Raw genomic sequence first — 14,559 nt, 5'->3', positions numbered from 1 at the left:
CGAAGAATGAAGATAATTCCACTCAAGACACGTCTGTCATCAACGCGTGGTCGTCCATGGCTCTTGGGAAAAAAGGGGCGAAGGCGTGACATCTGTCCTTCGCTCAGCCAGCAAAGATTGCTTATCGATCAGTCTCCTCAAGCGAAACTGAATCAGCTCTTCATGCTCAAATCAATGGGGCCTGTGCCTAGAGCAAATCTTATGCTTGAGTTCTGTAAATTGGCAGAACGCATGCGAAAAATAAACGGCCTACGCTTTGTCGTGTGGGAAAACGTACCAGGAGTAATGTCAGATGAAAAAGAAGAAACCGCGTTCGGATGTCTCTTGGGAGCCCTTGCCAGATCAGATCGGCAAATACAGCCTCCAGGGAAAGTATGGGGAACTTCAGGTTTTGTGTTTCGACCCGAAGGGCATTTTGCGGGAGCAGTATCGTGGAGAGTTCTCGACGCACAATTTTTCCAAGTTCCACAGCGAAGGGAATGAGAGTTCGTTGTCGCAGATTTTGATGACAGACACGGAGATTCTGGAGCCGTACTTTTTAACAAAGTCAGCGAAAACAGGCTTACTCAATCGAGCGGCAAAAAGGAACAAGAAATTGAAGCCGGAGCTTCTGAAGGCACTTTCAGAGTAAACGAAGACGCAGAACTCATTCATCCAAAAACTGTTGGTACCCTTTTGGCTTCCGGTGCTGGCATGTCTCGTATGGCTGGCATAGGCTCAGAATTAGATTTCGTCATCGTGCAAAAAATCAATGGAAAGAGAATTTCACGCCGATTACACCCAATTGAATGTGAACGGCTTCAGGGGTTTCCTGACGATTGGACGAACGTAAAATTTAAAGGCAAGCCAGCTTTAGATGCTGATAGGTACCGCACAATTGGCAATTCGATGGCAGTTCCTTGCATGAGATTTATAGGCATCGGGCTAGCAGAATATGTCAGCGGTAAAATTAAAAAAGCCGCCTAAAACCTCTTCCTTAATTTATTGTTTTTGACAACCTGTAGCTGTTTTAGTGCAACTTCATTTGCTATGAAACCCAAAGCATTAAAGGGCATGGGATCAAAATGGCTAAATCACTAGAAGCGCACGATAAACTGTTAATCGACATTTTCAGCGACGACTATCAGTTCGAAATTCCAGATTATCAGAGACCATATTCGTGGACGACCGATCAAGCTGGTGAATTGCTATCCGATCTTCTGACTGCAATGAAAGACTTCAAGGCAGAAGGCAATGAAGATGCCTTCTATTTCTTGGGCAGCGTGGTTCTTATTAAAGCTGACCGCAATCCTATTGCACAAGTAGTCGATGGTCAGCAGCGTTTAAGCACCCTTACAATTTTGTTTGCAGCTCTCAGGGCATTGATACCAGATCGTGCGGATGCAATTACAACTTTCCTTTACACAAAAGGCAGGGGTGTCAGAAGAAACACGCCACACGCTTACCGTCTAAAAGCTTTTCAAGATGATGCTGACTTTTTCAGAGACAACATTCAAGAACCAGGTGGTATTGAACGATTAGCGCATTCAAATGAGAAGCTTGCAGATTCCAGAAAGAATATGCGCGACAACGCTATTCATTTTCTGAAAGAGCTTTCTGAGCTCGATATGCAACAGCGTGAAGACCTGTTCGAGTTCATAGCTGAAAACTGCTCAATGGTTGTCATCTCTACACCAAACTTTGAATCAGCTTACCGAATTTTCAGTGTCCTAAACAATCGCGGTCTAGCACTGTTTCCAAGTGACATCCTTAAAGCTGAAATTCTTGGCAAAATCAGAAAGAAGTTCAGCGAAGACAAGAGCAATGAATATGCGAAAAAATGGACGAAGATCGAAAAGGGTCTCACACGAAACGGTTTTGTAGACCTGCTCGGCCATATTCGAATGCTCTACGCAAAGAAGAAGCAGTCAACAATTCTAAGCAAAGAGTTCTCTGAATTTGTTGGCTCAAAATACGAAGCCGAGGATTTGATTGATAAGGTCATAATTCCTTACGCGGAAATTTATGGTTATCTGAAACACCAGAATTTTGCTGCCACAGCTGGTGCTGAAGAAGTCAATGAACAGGCCAGTCATCTTGATGCCGTAGACTGGAAGGATTGGGTTGCCCCTGCCCTTCTATATTTCAACAAATTCAAAGCTCAGCCTGCACTGGTAGCTGAGTTTCTGAAACGCCTTGAACGTATCTCGTATTACCTATTGATCACAAAAGCTGGCTTCAACACCCGCATTGAGGCGTTCAAAGCTATCATATCAGACATCGAAAAAGATGATTTTGATGGTGATTGCTCAAATCTTGCAAGTCTCCAGCTTGATGAAAACCAAAAACGTGATTTCAGGAATGCTCTAAATGGCGACATCTACAGACGACTACCGAGAGCGCGAACCGCTCTCATACTGCGTCTTGAGAATCTGATGACTGATAAATCGGTAAAAGTTGAATACCGAAACTACAGCATTGAGCACGTTCTGCCGCAGACTCCAGCTGAAGACAGCATTTGGCTTACCAATTTCCCTGACCGCGATCATCGAGAAGAATGGACGCAACGTCTGGCAAACTTAGTTCCTCTTCACAGCAAGAAAAACCCTGCTGCTTCTAATTATGACTTCGAGACAAAGAAGAACGTCTATTTTGCTGGCAGGGACGATACGATCTCGCCTTTCGTCCTTACTCAGGATGTCAGGAACGTAGCTGAATGGACACCTGAAGTGCTTGCGGATAGGCAGACCAGACTCCTCAACAAGCTCTACAAGCATTGGGAACTGAACTGATATCATACAGGGGGAGTTTCGACTCCCCCTTCTCTCCCCTCCCCTGCCCTCTTCAGAATTCAGCGCATTGAAAACATTGATATAAATTCTCAGTCTCTATCTCATATAAACAGCCGATCAGAATTAATGGGAACGCTAGATGCCGAAATTGAAATTTACTAAAGCCTACATCATATCAGCAGCAACAATTTTTCTTGTACTTTCAATGCAGCAGGCAACAGCATCCAGCGATGATGCATGGGATGATTTTCGACACGATGTCGAACAGGCATGCAATAAGGCAGCTGGTGATATGATGAAAATCGAAACCATTAAAGTCGACCCATATGGCTCCGAGAGTTATGGATATGCAATCATCAATGGTTTTGAACAAGGCAACAAAGATCCGCAGCAAGTCGTCTGTGTGTTCGATAAGAAGACCAAGGCCGTCGAAGTCAGTGGGTTTTTTGACAAATAATTGCCTGTCCAGCAGTCTTCAGATCATCAAGCTCTTCAGAGGTGAAGGGCTTTCCATTTTGAATATCACAGCCATTCCAACACCGTTCGATCAGCGGACGTAAACAGTTTCAAAAAACCCAATTTCCCCTTCTCTTAATTTCTTTGTTTTGTCCGCTGACAAAAAATAGCTTTTATTCATAAAATACAATAAGATAGCGTTTCAATCAGTTTAAAATTCTGAAATTGTCGCGTTAACCATTCATTAACTTTAAACTTCTTGCAGAACCATAGGAATCAGGGATAATAACAGTTACGTGAGCAAGTTCGCTCTAAAATCGTTATTTTGGAAATCTGACACTTATGAACGAGATCTCGCTCAAAAAGCCGAAAGCCACGCTTAAGTTCGAAAAACACATCCTGGATCAGGGTGATCAGATTTCGAAGAAGCTGCATTTGCTTAGCGTTCAGAATTTCCCCGATACTGGAAAAAAGACACTACGTCCGTTTTCGCTTGCAGAAGCCTCTCAGTATATTGGTGTCAGTCAAAGCCACCTAAAGAAGCTACACCTTGAAGGCAAAGGTCCCTCCCCCGAAACTTCGTCATCAGGTCGGCGCTCATACACTGCTGAGCAGATGCAGGAATTGAGAGAATATCTCGATCAAAATGGTCGCTCGGATTCCAGAAATTATGTCCCGCATAGAAAGCCAAATGAACACCTGCAGGTGATTGCAGTTGTGAACTTTAAAGGCGGCTCAGGCAAGACGACTACAACGGCTCATCTCGCCCAATATCTCGCGCTCACTGGTCATCGTGTACTTGCTATCGATCTCGATCCGCAAGCTTCATTATCATCACTACACGGCTTCCAACCTGAACTAGATCAGGTGCCATCAATCTACGATGCGATCCGCTACGATGATGAACGCAAACCTATTTCTGAGATCATTCAGGAAACAAACTTTCCAGGTCTCGACATCGTACCAGCCAACCTTGAATTGCAGGAATTCGAATACGATACCCCACTGGCAATGAGTGATCGGAACTCGAATGCTGGTAAGTCATTCTTCACACGTATCTCGTCAGCACTCGAAGAAGTCGATGATCAGTATGATATCGTTGTTATCGATTGCCCTCCTCAACTTGGCTACCTGACAATTACAGCTCTGACAGCTGCTACGGCGGTTCTGATCACCATTCACCCACAGATGCTCGATGTCATGTCTATGGGGCAGTTTCTGCTGATGCTTGGAAACATCCTGGAGCCAATTCGTGCTGCAGGCGCTGAAGTCAATCTTGAATGGTATCGATATCTAGTCACACGATACGAACCTACAGATCAACCTCAGGCGCAGATGGTAGCGTTTCTACAAACACTGTTTGGTGAATTCATTCTGAAAAATCAGATGGTGAAATCAACTGCTGTTTCAGATGCAGGCATCACCAAACAGACACTCTACGAAGTCGAAAAGAGCTCGATGACACGCTCAACATATGAGCGAGCAATTGAATCCTTGGATGCAGTGAATTCAGAAATCGAAGCTCTTATCCATGAATCATGGGATCGATAATTTGTCTGCTGACAAAATCAGCGTTTTCTCACGTTAAATCAGTGAGATAGATGATACGGAGATGAAAATGGCTAGAAAAAATCTATTAGCTGGTCTGAATGACATTCAAGATGACGCGTCTACACCAAGTTATCGAGTAACTGGAGCGTCGAAGTCGATGATCCGCTCAGTTAACGAACTAGCACGACAGGCTGACGCTTTTTTAGAAGGTGAACAGGTTGTTGATCTTGATCCTGATCTCATCGATGTATCATTTGTAGCTGACCGTCTTGGTACTAATGACGATGAATTCCAAGAACTTTTAGAGGCCATTAAGGAACGCGGTCAGGATAGCCCAATCTTAGTTCGTCCGCATCCGTCTGAAGATGGGCGCTATATGATCGTCTTTGGTCATCGCCGTGTACGAGTTGCTCGTGAACTTGGACGGAAGGTGAGGGCGGTCGTTAAAGCCCTTGATGACAAAACTCACGTTATTGCACAGGGACAGGAAAACTCTGCGCGAGCAAATCTGAGTTTCATTGAGAAAGCTATCTTTGCAAAGAACCTTGAAAGCCTCGGTTATGATCGGGAAACGATCTCATCAGCTTTAGCAGCAAATGCAGCCGCTATCTCGAAAATGGTATCGGTAACTTCCCGTATACCTTCAGATGTCATTACCAGTATCGGCGCTGCACCATCTGTAGGTCGCGAACGCTGGATTGAGCTGAGCTTGCTGGCTGATAGAAAATCGAATGAGATCACCGAGATTATAGCATCTGATGAGTATCAGTCTCTAAGCAGTGATGACCGCTTCTCCAAGATTTTCGATACCATCAATTCAAAAGGCAAAGCTGTAAAAAAAGAACGAGTAGCATCACCGGTTAAATCCTGGAGATCTCCCGACAATACAGTTAGCATTTCGATGAATCAGAAACCAAAGAAGACAACAATCGAATTGACGAGCATAAGAGCTGGTAAGTTTGGGAATTGGTTGTCTGAAAATTTCGACAAGCTGTTCAATGAATTTGAGCAGTCAGAAAACAAAACTGGAGACTAAACCGCAAAAGAAAAGCCCTCACAAACCGAAGTCTGAGAGAGCTGATCCGTAATCCTAGCAAATTACGAATCGCATTTCTCAGAATCTTTGTCAAGAATTGAAACATCATTTTTGATGTGTGGGACTCTTTTGCCTAAATTTAGAGGGCAAAGAAATGCAAATTCTGAGTTCTGTCACGTCAGCATTACGCAGTCGAATGACAACACGCGTCTCGACACCTAAGCCGTCAGGCGAGGGAGGCATCAAGAAATGGGAATTGTACAAGCATCTGTGTATCGCTAAGTCTGAATTCGGCCTGAACGACCGATGCCTTACCGTTCTGAATTCCTTGCTGTCATTCCTATCTGATGACGTGATCACAACGAAATCGAAGTTTGTTGTATTTCCATCCAACAAACTGATTTCTCAACGTGCTCACATGATGCCTGAATCTACCCTCAGGAGACATCTCACGTCTCTTATTCAGGCTGGCATTATCTCACGCAAAGACAGCCCAAATTGCAAACGCTATGCTCACAAGAGCAGGGAAGGGGAGGTCGAGATTGCCTATGGTTTTGATCTCAGCCCATTCTTTGCTCAGGCATCAGTTATTAAATCTGGTGCAGAAGCCATCCTTGACGAACAACGGGCTGTAAAGCGTCTACGAGACGAAATCACCGTTACACGCAGGGAGATCACTAAAACCCTTCAGGATGCTTCTGACAGCCTTTGTGTGCGTTTCAATGACATCGTGAATGCAATCCCCCGCAAGGCTTCTCTGGCTGAATTGACGGCGATTAAGGCCAATCTCGATGCCATTATCTCTGATTTAGCTATCACACTAAAAAATAATGAGAATGCTGAAGAAATGAGCACCAATGGTGCTCATATTGAGCGGCATATAGAGTCACTTTCAGAATCCCATTTAGAAGAACAAAAAGATTTCTTAGATTTGAAAGAGACGGCATCTGAGCCAGTGCATCAGAAATCAGATGTATCGAAAGCTGAAATCGTTTCATTAGATTTAGTTCTTCGAGCTTGTCCTGATATCAGTGCTTATTCACCAGCTGGCATCAGGAGTTGGAGAGACCTCACAGATGTTTCAAAGCTGGTTTCTGGCTTCCTTGGGATTTCTGAAGCTGCTTATCGTGATGCTGTTCGTATTTGGGGCATTGAGAGCGCATCGGCGGTTATTGCTGGTATCTTGCAGAAATCGAGTGAGATCGCTTGTGCGGGTGGATATCTGAGGTCTCTGGTAGGGAAGGCTAGGGCAGGGGGCTTTTCAATCTCTGAGATGCTGATGAATAGCTTGAGAAGTCGGGTTTATCAGTGAAGTTGAATTTGCATTGAGCTTGCTAAGCATGATCTAAAGTGTAGGCTGATCAACATCACTGGACAAATAAGGGGTAGCATATGTCTGATATCATCAAAACCGAAGTCGAACACATCAAAGCTAAGATTGAAGAAATTAAAACCAAAATTCATGCTCGCTCTGAACAGCCAGATCATGAACGGGAACAAGAAGATGCAGCAATACGTATGCAGCTGAATGATATGGTCGGCCAAATTAATGCAATTCTTCCGCATTGATAAAATTGCCGATATCGCAATAGCAGGGGCAAATTCCGAAGCGAAATAATCCATCACAGTAATCAAACAAAGAGCCCATTTCGCTTTCATTAACTTTTAGTTAACTATAATTTTCAACCAGTTATCAGACACAAAAAAGGCAGCCAAAGCCCCCTGAATTAAAGCGATTGTCAACTAATTATCGGAAGAGAGACATGATCGACTGTGGTGACTGGTTAGCGATAGAGAGAGCCTGGACTGCAAGCTATTTCTACCCGAATAGATGTAAGATATGTTTCTTCATTAACAGAAATAAGCAGTAATAATAATATACTGAATGCAATTGATATATTTATTCAGTAAAACGAATTAATACTGTTGACTCTTGCTATCAATTAGACAACAATTGTAAATGAAACTTAGCGGTGTCATCATATATATTTTCCTAAATTTAATAGAGAGCTTTCGAGTTCTCTATTTTTTTGAACAAAGCAGACTTTTAAATAGAGCACTTTCTCTCTAAAACTAAAGCTGTACCAGACACTCTATGCAATATATCAATTTGCTCGTATCCGAGGTGCGCAGCCAGTTTAAGAGATGGCAAATTATTCTCAGCTATAAGACATGCGGTTGATATCGGATTATTTAAATCTTGCCATCTATGAACAGCTATTCCTGCTTCTTTAGCATATCCGAGACCATGAAAATTTGAATTCAGCAGCCACGTTACTTCAATTGATGTCTTCGTGTGAATACCTAAGTTGCGTTCAAATTTAGCAAAACCAATTTTTCCGACGAATGCGGAAGTTGCTTTCTCAACAATGATATATTGACCAAAGTCTTCAACTGCCCAATGACCTACGTCTCGTAAGAATCTAGCCCAAGATTCTGAGCGTTTTAATACGCCGCCGATATGTGCCGTAACAGATGGATCGCTAAACATTTCAGCATATGCTTCAAAATCAGATGCGATTGGCTTTCTTAAAATCAGTCGCGAACTTTCAATCACACCATCCTCCTCGCAATAGCGTCAAGCTAGCTAAGAAATATACAATTAACATCAAAAAAGCAGAGCTGAAAAACCCTGCTTTCTCCTTCTTTAATGTTGATTTCCACGTAGAAGTGAGCCGGAATTTTCACCAAGAACTGAGCCACCATTCATTATGGATTTCGGCTTATGCTTAGGTCAAGTCATTGGATTTTTCCTTTGTCTTGTTGAGCTGCTGCTGCAGAACTTGCTTTGAATCTGAAGCTGTCGTCTCCAGTTTCCAGGATATGACAGCGGTGCGTCAGTCGATCGAGAAGTGCGGTCGTCATCTTTGCATCGCCAAAGATGCTGGCCCATTCGCTGAAGCTGAGATTGGTCGTGATGATAACACTGGTGCGCTCATAGAGCTTGCTGAGCAGGTGGAATAGAAGTGCTCCCCCTGACGCACTAAATGGCAGATATCCAAGTTCGTCCAGGATCACCAAATCCAGCCGTGTTAAGTTCTTAGCAATCTGGCCTGCCTTACCCTTGGCCTTTTCCAGTTCAAGTGCGTTGACGAGCTCAATGGTTGAGAAGAAGCGAACCTTGCGCCGATAATGTTCGATAGCATGAACACCGATGGCTGTTGCGGCATGGGTCTTTCCTGTTCCCGGTCCGCCAATCAGCACGATATTCTGCGCCTCATTGAGGAACTCACAGCGATGTAGCTGTCGTAAGCTTGCTTCAATGATCTCGCTGGCTGCGAAGTCAAATGCCGAGAGGTCTTTATAAGCAGGGAAGCGTGCTGCTTTCATGTGGTAGGCTACGGAACGAACTTCTCGTTGGGCCAGCTCAGCTTTGAGCAGTTGAGACAGGATCGGAACCGCAGCTTCAAAAGCGGGCGCACCCTGCTCGATGAGGTCAGTAACCGCCTGTGCCATACCATGTATCTTCAAACTGCGAAGCATGATGACATAGCCCCACTGGCAGGATCATGACGCATGACGGCCTCCCGTTAGCTGCACGCGTAGATCATCATACCGCTCAACGTTGGCTTTAGGCTCGTGCTTTAAGTTCAATGCCTGCGGAGTGTCGAGGTCCGGTCCGTTGCTTGTCTTGCCATCAATCAGTCGATGCAACAGATTGAGCACATGAGTTTTGGTTGCGACACCTTCGCAAAGAGCGAGTTCCACAGCCGTAAGCACGGCCTGCTCATCGTGTTGCAATACCAATGCCAGTATATCAGCCATCTCGCGATCTCCGCCGGGGCGACGAAGCATAATGTCCTGTAACTGTTTGAACGCTATTGGTAATTGAGCAAAGGGCGCGCCATTGCGCAAGGCACCTGGTTTGCGCTGGATCACTGCCAGATAATGATGCCAGTCATAAATTGTGCGTGCAGGCATTCTGTGTGATCGGTCAATGATACGTGGATGTTCACATAAGAATTGCCCTTCTGCGACGATGACAAGTCGATCAGGATAGATCCGCAGACTTACCCGACGGTTCGCAAATGATGCTGGTACACTGTAGCGATTACGCTCAAAGTTAATCAGGCAGGTCGGGGAAACACGCTTGCTTTGCTCAACAAAGCCGTCAAATGCCACTGGCATTGGCATCAGTGATGATTGTTCGTCTGCCCAAACATCCGCAATTGATCCGCTAAGAGTGCCATGCGGTATCTCATTCCAAAGCTCAATACAACGCTGTTCCAGCCACCCATTAAGTGCATTCAGATCGGGAAAGCTGGGTATTGGTTGCCACAAGCGCGGTCGAGCATCTTGCACATTCTTCTCCACCTGCCCCGCCCGGCCCTTCGCTCTCGCTCCAGGCGTTCAGCAGGAAAACATTTCGCTGGACTGTTTTCTCATCTGCTTCACCCCATCCAGCAGCAGGGTTGCAGAACTCTGGCGCGAAGACATAGTGGTTCGCCATGGCAAGAAAGCGCATGTTGATATGCCGCTCTTTGCCACGGCCAACCCGGTCAACTGCCGTCTTCATATTATCGTATATACCGCGTTCGGGCACACCACCCAGAACGCGCAACCCGTGCCAATGGGCATCAAACAACATCTCATGGGTCTGAAGCAGATAAGCCCTGACCACAAATGCTCGACTGTGAGACAACTTAAAATGTGCAACCTGTAACTTGGTGCGTTCTCCACCCAGCACAGCAAAATCCTCGCTCCAATCAAACTGAAAAGCTTCACCCGCGCGAAAAGTCAGCGGAATGAAGGTTCCGCGCCCGCTTGTCTGCTGCTCCTGTTGGCGATCTGCACGCCAGTTCCTAGCAAAGGCTGCAACCCGGCCATAAGATCCGTCAAAACCAAGAGCGACCAGATCAGCATGAAGTTGCTTCAGATTACGGCGTTGTTTCCGCGATTTACTTGCTTCATTTTTAGCCACACTGCAAGCCTGTCTGCGTAACGATCAAGCTTGCTGGGTCGATCCGGTGTCGCAAATTTAGGCTCAATCGTACCCGAGGAAACATGCTTTGTAACAGTGTTGCGTGAAAGACCAGTCCGCCGTGCAATCTCACGAATCGACAGCTTGTCCCGCAAAAACATGCGGCGAATGATGTTCAAAAGTCCCATGTGGATCACTCCGTTGTCCTCCGCTGCACAAAACAGTGGAGGCTGGGTCACATGGCTCAGTTCTCAATGGAAATTACCCGCAATTCCGGCTCACTTCTACGTGGAAATCAACACCTGTGAATCTCGATAAGCTGCTGGCTCGATTGCTGAGGAGTAAGCATAAACTGCTGGAAGCTCTTGAGTGCCATGAAATCCATTTGCACACCAACGTTTCCGAGAATGATCTTCGCAATTGCGTCACCAAGCGAAAAATCTCCGGTGGCACTATGAGCGGGGACGGCCGTGTCGCCCGCGACACCGTGCTGGCCTTATGAAGAAGTGCAAAAAGCTTGGCCTATACCTCTGGCCTTATCTCGGCGATCGGCTTGGCGTGCCGCTCAACAGCTAGCGACCCCCAAATCGCAAGCCTGATTATCGAAGAAGTATGATCCTACTTACTAACAAAGCCAGCTTTGATAAGAGGATTACCTACCCTGCTTTTGTCGGGGCCTCATCCAAAATATGTCTATAAGTTAACCGCACAAATACGGCGAAACGTTCCTCTGAGTATCGTCATGCGTAAGCATGGCTTCATCAGACATTCAATTTCTGTCTCTGACAAACGTGCCTTCTTAAAATGCTATTGGAAGCAATTTTCTGTCAAAGACGGGATTATAATGGATTACGATGAGGCGTGCAATTGCCCGGTAAGATGGCACTGTCACCAAATCTCACCCGCTCACCCGATAGCAAGTAACTGGGGGATATTTGATGGCGGTTCTTTTTTTGATAAGAAGTCAAGATTCTTGGCGACTACTCCTCCTCAAGAGCAATATCAGCCATTGTTCCCAAAATTAGCATTGAACGCCTAACTGGTAGAAATAATGTCTGGCCATTCCTGTGCTCCGTGAAGTACGCGGAGGATACGAACTGCCGATTGCGTTACAGCATAAGCCACGACGTACGGAGTACCGTTTATCACCAATTCCCTAGTCCCGGCAATTCTGCCAACCCTACCACTCCCCGGAAAATCAATTAGTCGACGAGCAGCCTCGACGATCCGTTCGTCGACCATGATTGCAGATAAGGGATTATCCGCCTCAATGAAAGTGAAGATAGCGTCTCGATCAGATAACGCAAATGCGGACCAAATGAGCTTCACGGCTTGAGCGCCACTGCTTTAACGCGCGCTGCCGCCCGTCGTCTTTCAAAATGAGCCGTAACTTCATCATCCGGTACGTCGGGTCGCGTGTCGTGAAGCGCTTCAAGAACCTTGCTGCGAAACCAAGCATCGTGCGCTTCGCTGCCTGATATAAGTTCGAGCGGCAATGCCCCCTCGTTTGCCGTCCGGGTGAGTAAGATACGAACAACGTCCGACACCGTAAGACCCATACCTTCAAGCACCGCAGAGGCACGATCTCTAACTTCGGCATCAATACGAGTTTGAACGAGTGCATTAGAAGCCATAAGTTTCTCCCACTTAAAGTTCAATTGTAATGCATATGAATTACACAGTCTATAGAAGATTTCTGTGCTCGCCAAGCTGCTGCGTGTTTTGCATTGGAAGGTTACTAACCAATTTCCCTCGCCTTTGCCAGGTGTGCTGATTGCTGGTCAGAAACATCGGTTCCTTTAAAGCGGGCATGAACATGCGGATCTGAAAACGGGGCGAATTGGTGGCACCAACTGATCCGTTAAATGCGCTTTCCGGAAGGTTTTGACGTAGAGTCAAGAACATGAAGATCGGCATCAAGCCAGACGCACACCGATGTCCTGTTATCCAAAGTAAGAGTCAAAAAGATACCCCTAGGCTCAGGACTCATAGCCAGAACAGGACGGTAGCGGCGAGGGCTATGGTGGAGAGGAAGACGGTCGGGCAGCGGTCGTAGCGGGTGGCGACCCGCCGCCAGTCCTTTAGCCTGCCGAACATGATCTCGATGCGGTTGCGCCGTTTGTATCTGCGCTTGTCGTAGCGGACGGGCTCGGTTCGGGATTTTCGGCCAGGGATGCAGGGCGTGATGCCCTTGGCCTGCAAGGCGTCCCGGAACCAATCGGCGTCGTAGCCCCGGTCTCCCAGCAGCCACTGGGCTCGGGGCAGACTGTCCAGAACAACAATCTCGTGGCTCCAGTCGAACTGGTAAGCTTCGCCCGGTGCGTAATAAAGTGGTACATAGGCTTCCGCCGTCACGGCCCCACGCTCTTTTGTCCATGAGCGTGCATAACGCCGGACCGTATCATAGCCACCCGCGTAACCCAGATCGCGTAAATCTTCGAATATCCGGATCAGCGTCAGGCGTTCGCGCGAGGCCTTTGCCTCATTAGCTAGCAGTATTCCATCAAGATGGTGACGCCAGGGACCGAGCTTTGGCTGCGGTTGACGGGAGCGCTCGTATTTGAACTCAGTCTCTTCACTGCGCAGAACCTTCCGCACAACCTTGCGCGAAACGCCCAGTTCCCGACAGATCGCTTTGATCGTTTTGCCCTGCACATGAGCAAGACGTCGTATCTTCGAAATAGTCTCCACAATAAGCATCCAATAGAAAACCTCCGATTGAAATCGAAGGTCATGTTACCCTTTAAATAAGGGGTCCCGTTTGGATGCCGATAACCCCTCAAATGGGGTCCTTATTCCATGCTTAATGACATCCAGATCTTCCAGGGCCAGATCAAACTGCTCAGGATTAATCTTCTCTGACTTGCGTCCAAAAGCGGCTTGTTTGAAGGCTGCAACCAGCTTCTCCAGCCGCGCAATCCGATCATCTTTACGAAGACCGAGCGCTGTCGCAGCAATCAGCAGTGCTTTGAGCTCAGCAATATCGTTGGGAAGATCGGCAGCGTCCAACATGAGCCAAACTTACCAAATCCGGCCTTGATATGCTTGATGATTATGCTGCCAGAGTCATCGTCCGCAGGCTATGATGCCGGTGCTCAATAGCTATTCAACAGTAATCGGCGCTCTCGCTTCCACCGCCCGAACGCGTCGCCAGTCAAGTCCTGCGAACAAAGCTTCAAACTGTGCATGGCTCAACGACATCAGTCCATCCCGGATCTCTGGCCAGCTGAACGTATGGGCTTCCAAACGCTTATAAGCCAGAACCATACCCGTGCCATCCCAGTAGATCAGTTTTATGCGATCGGCCTTGCGCGAGCGAAAAACAAATACAGTTCCCGTAAATGGATCCTTTCGCAGCTCGTTCTTCACCAACGCAGCAAGCCCGTCATGGCCTTTACGGAAATCGACAGGTTTGGTAGCCACCATGATGCGAACCCGGTTGGAAGGGAAGATCATTTGAGAGCCGCAAGCGCGCTTGCAACAGCTGCAATCCGGGAAGCCGACACACCTTCTTCCAGCCGAATGATCACTTCTCCGCTGAATATCTCAACGCGCGAAGCTGGTGACGTCACCGGTTCAACTGCAGACTCCGCTACTATAATTGCTGCAAACTCCGTATCATCTTCCGGCGAAGGCAAAACAAGCTTGCCCTGACGTGCCAGCGTGCGCCATGAAGACAGATAGTTTGCACGCACGCCATAGCGATCGGCAACTTCCTGCACGCTCACGCCAGGACGCAAGCTTTCCGAAACAATCCGGGCTTTTAAATCAACGGGCCACTGACGATGGCTGTCACGCTTACTCTGATCCGTTGAGAGAAACTC

15 protein-coding genes and 4 pseudogenes are annotated in these 14,559 nt (G+C 46.9%); 9 read left to right on the top strand and 10 right to left on the bottom strand.

Annotated features, from left to right (window positions below; genetic code table 11):
- The coding region (locus tag ABE527_RS20915; protein WP_499695596.1) for a transposase at window positions 1–125 on the bottom strand (125 nt) is incomplete at its 3' end.
- A gap of 167 nt (window positions 126–292) precedes the next feature.
- Here ABE527_RS20915 and ABE527_RS20910 point away from each other — a divergent pair.
- From ABE527_RS20910 to ABE527_RS20875, 8 genes are all read left to right on the top strand, one after another.
- Entirely contained in the window at window positions 293–631 is a 339-nt protein-coding gene (locus ABE527_RS20910; protein WP_499695583.1) for a hypothetical protein, read from the top strand.
- Between the two features lie 62 nt (window positions 632–693).
- Window positions 694–966, top strand: coding sequence for a DNA cytosine methyltransferase (locus tag ABE527_RS20905; RefSeq protein ID WP_499695584.1), 273 nt, complete (start codon window positions 694–696; stop codon window positions 964–966).
- A gap of 98 nt (window positions 967–1,064) precedes the next feature.
- The gene (locus ABE527_RS20900; RefSeq protein ID WP_499695585.1) at window positions 1,065–2,771 is read left to right on the top strand and encodes a DUF262 domain-containing protein; all 1,707 of its coding nucleotides are present in this window, start codon (window positions 1,065–1,067) and stop codon (window positions 2,769–2,771) included.
- Window positions 2,772–2,910: 139 nt separating this feature from the next.
- A complete protein-coding gene (locus ABE527_RS20895) occupies window positions 2,911–3,228 on the top strand; it encodes a hypothetical protein (RefSeq protein WP_499695586.1) in 318 nt (105 codons plus the stop codon).
- Between the two features lie 341 nt (window positions 3,229–3,569).
- On the top strand, window positions 3,570–4,778 hold the full coding sequence (repA, locus tag ABE527_RS20890) for a plasmid partitioning protein RepA (protein WP_499695587.1): 1,209 nt from the start codon (window positions 3,570–3,572) through the stop codon (window positions 4,776–4,778).
- Window positions 4,779–4,845: 67 nt separating this feature from the next.
- A complete protein-coding gene (gene repB / locus ABE527_RS20885; protein WP_499698201.1) occupies window positions 4,846–5,814 on the top strand; it encodes a plasmid partitioning protein RepB in 969 nt (322 codons plus the stop codon).
- Window positions 5,815–5,968: 154 nt separating this feature from the next.
- On the top strand, window positions 5,969–7,126 hold the full coding sequence (gene repC, locus ABE527_RS20880; RefSeq protein WP_499695589.1) for a plasmid replication protein RepC: 1,158 nt from the start codon (window positions 5,969–5,971) through the stop codon (window positions 7,124–7,126).
- Window positions 7,127–7,206: 80 nt separating this feature from the next.
- On the top strand, window positions 7,207–7,383 hold the full coding sequence (locus ABE527_RS20875; protein ID WP_499695590.1) for a hypothetical protein: 177 nt from the start codon (window positions 7,207–7,209) through the stop codon (window positions 7,381–7,383).
- A gap of 478 nt (window positions 7,384–7,861) precedes the next feature.
- On the opposite strand, the gene ABE527_RS20870 is transcribed toward ABE527_RS20875, so the two are convergent.
- The 3 genes and pseudogenes from ABE527_RS20870 to istA all read right to left on the bottom strand — a co-directional run bounded on the left by ABE527_RS20870 (window position 7,862) and on the right by istA (window position 10,923).
- Window positions 7,862–8,371 (bottom strand): GNAT family N-acetyltransferase, encoded by a 510-nt coding sequence (locus tag ABE527_RS20870; protein WP_499695591.1) that lies wholly within the window; start codon window positions 8,369–8,371, stop codon window positions 7,862–7,864.
- Window positions 8,372–8,553: 182 nt separating this feature from the next.
- On the bottom strand, window positions 8,554–9,297 hold the full coding sequence (gene istB, locus ABE527_RS20865; RefSeq protein ID WP_499698200.1) for an IS21-like element helper ATPase IstB: 744 nt from the start codon (window positions 9,295–9,297) through the stop codon (window positions 8,554–8,556).
- A 24-nt stretch (window positions 9,298–9,321) separates the two neighbouring features.
- Window positions 9,322–10,923 (bottom strand): annotated as a pseudogene (gene istA, locus ABE527_RS20860) (IS21 family transposase).
- 122 nt (window positions 10,924–11,045) lie between these two features.
- Between istA and ABE527_RS20855 the strand changes: the two are divergent.
- Window positions 11,046–11,351, top strand: a pseudogene (locus ABE527_RS20855) (IS66 family transposase); the annotation flags it as partial.
- 419 nt (window positions 11,352–11,770) lie between these two features.
- Here ABE527_RS20855 and ABE527_RS20850 read toward each other — a convergent pair.
- The 6 genes and pseudogenes from ABE527_RS20850 to tnpA all read right to left on the bottom strand — a co-directional run.
- Entirely contained in the window at window positions 11,771–12,064 is a 294-nt protein-coding gene (locus ABE527_RS20850) for a type II toxin-antitoxin system RelE/ParE family toxin (protein ID WP_499695593.1), read from the bottom strand.
- Window positions 12,061–12,369, bottom strand: coding sequence for a type II toxin-antitoxin system RelB/DinJ family antitoxin (locus ABE527_RS20845; protein ID WP_499695594.1), 309 nt, complete (start codon window positions 12,367–12,369; stop codon window positions 12,061–12,063). The genes ABE527_RS20850 and ABE527_RS20845 overlap by 4 nt, the downstream gene beginning before the upstream one ends.
- A 352-nt stretch (window positions 12,370–12,721) precedes the next feature.
- A pseudogene (locus ABE527_RS20840) lies at window positions 12,722–13,009 on the bottom strand (transposase); the annotation flags it as partial.
- Between the two features lie 489 nt (window positions 13,010–13,498).
- Window positions 13,499–13,747: pseudogene (locus tag ABE527_RS20835) on the bottom strand (transposase domain-containing protein); the annotation flags it as partial.
- A gap of 90 nt (window positions 13,748–13,837) precedes the next feature.
- Complete coding sequence (gene tnpB, locus ABE527_RS20830) at window positions 13,838–14,191, bottom strand: IS66 family insertion sequence element accessory protein TnpB (RefSeq protein WP_499695721.1); 354 nt, start codon at window positions 14,189–14,191, stop codon at window positions 13,838–13,840.
- Window positions 14,188–14,559, bottom strand: a 372-nt coding sequence (tnpA, locus tag ABE527_RS20825; protein ID WP_499695720.1) for an IS66-like element accessory protein TnpA, incomplete at its 5' end; no start/stop codon positions are given. The genes tnpB and tnpA, both read right to left, overlap by 4 nt.

The organism is Brucella sp. TWI432 (genome assembly GCF_039674445.1).
Taxonomy (GTDB): Bacteria; Pseudomonadota; Alphaproteobacteria; order Rhizobiales; family Rhizobiaceae; genus Brucella; species Brucella chromiisoli.
This window is presented reverse-complemented; position numbering and strand designations above follow the sequence as displayed.

Bases quoted from the DNA above. Each gene is read 5' to 3' on its own strand.
- repC (WP_499695589.1), top strand. From the start codon at position 5,969: ATGCAAATTCTGAGTTCTGTCACGTCAGCATTACGCAGTCGAATGACA.
- repB (WP_499698201.1), top strand. From the start codon at position 4,846: ATGGCTAGAAAAAATCTATTAGCTGGTCTGAATGACATTCAAGATGAC.
- ABE527_RS20895 (WP_499695586.1), top strand. From the start codon at position 2,911: ATGCCGAAATTGAAATTTACTAAAGCCTACATCATATCAGCAGCAACA.
- ABE527_RS20845 (WP_499695594.1), bottom strand. From the start codon at position 12,369: ATGGCTTCTAATGCACTCGTTCAAACTCGTATTGATGCCGAAGTTAGA.
- ABE527_RS20875 (WP_499695590.1), top strand. From the start codon at position 7,207: ATGTCTGATATCATCAAAACCGAAGTCGAACACATCAAAGCTAAGATT.
- ABE527_RS20905 (WP_499695584.1), top strand. From the start codon at position 694: ATGTCTCGTATGGCTGGCATAGGCTCAGAATTAGATTTCGTCATCGTG.
- tnpB (WP_499695721.1), bottom strand. From the start codon at position 14,191: ATGATCTTCCCTTCCAACCGGGTTCGCATCATGGTGGCTACCAAACCT.
- ABE527_RS20900 (WP_499695585.1), top strand. From the start codon at position 1,065: ATGGCTAAATCACTAGAAGCGCACGATAAACTGTTAATCGACATTTTC.
- istB (WP_499698200.1), bottom strand. From the start codon at position 9,297: ATGCTTCGCAGTTTGAAGATACATGGTATGGCACAGGCGGTTACTGAC.
- repA (WP_499695587.1), top strand. From the start codon at position 3,570: ATGAACGAGATCTCGCTCAAAAAGCCGAAAGCCACGCTTAAGTTCGAA.
- ABE527_RS20910 (WP_499695583.1), top strand. From the start codon at position 293: ATGAAAAAGAAGAAACCGCGTTCGGATGTCTCTTGGGAGCCCTTGCCA.